This is a genomic window from Psychrobacter sp. TB55-MNA-CIBAN-0194 (assembly GCF_040309505.1).
GTDB lineage: Bacteria > Pseudomonadota > Gammaproteobacteria > Pseudomonadales > Moraxellaceae > Psychrobacter > Psychrobacter fozii.
In genome coordinates this window covers 1-277 of sequence record NZ_JBEOOW010000221.1, presented here as the reverse complement: position 1 = coordinate 277, position 277 = coordinate 1, and the positions used below count along the sequence as shown (strand labels likewise).

Genomic DNA, 277 nt, shown 5'->3' with positions numbered 1-277 from the left:
CCTTTACGGTATGCTGATCAAAACTCAAACCGGCTAAAAACAACTGACTTAATGCACTTTGCAATGGCGATAAGCTAGGGCTGTACGCAGCGTTTTCTGCGTAACTGCCATAAAAATCACCGTTGTTAAACGTAGTAATTTTTACTGCACTGTAGTTTTGGCTATACGGTACATAAGCTGCTAAAGCATAGGCTGCCAGCTGTTGCTCTACTTCTGTATTGTTAAATGAGCGAGCCTGCGGGGCTGGATTAAATAAGCTGTACTGATTGCCTAAATC

The 277-nt window shown here is 42.6% G+C and carries 1 protein-coding gene; it reads right to left on the bottom strand.

Annotated elements, in window-relative coordinates; all coding sequences use genetic code 11:
• Nucleotides 1-277, bottom strand: a 277-nt coding sequence (locus tag AAEY75_RS14900; RefSeq protein WP_352260009.1) for a hypothetical protein, incomplete at both ends; no start/stop codon positions are given.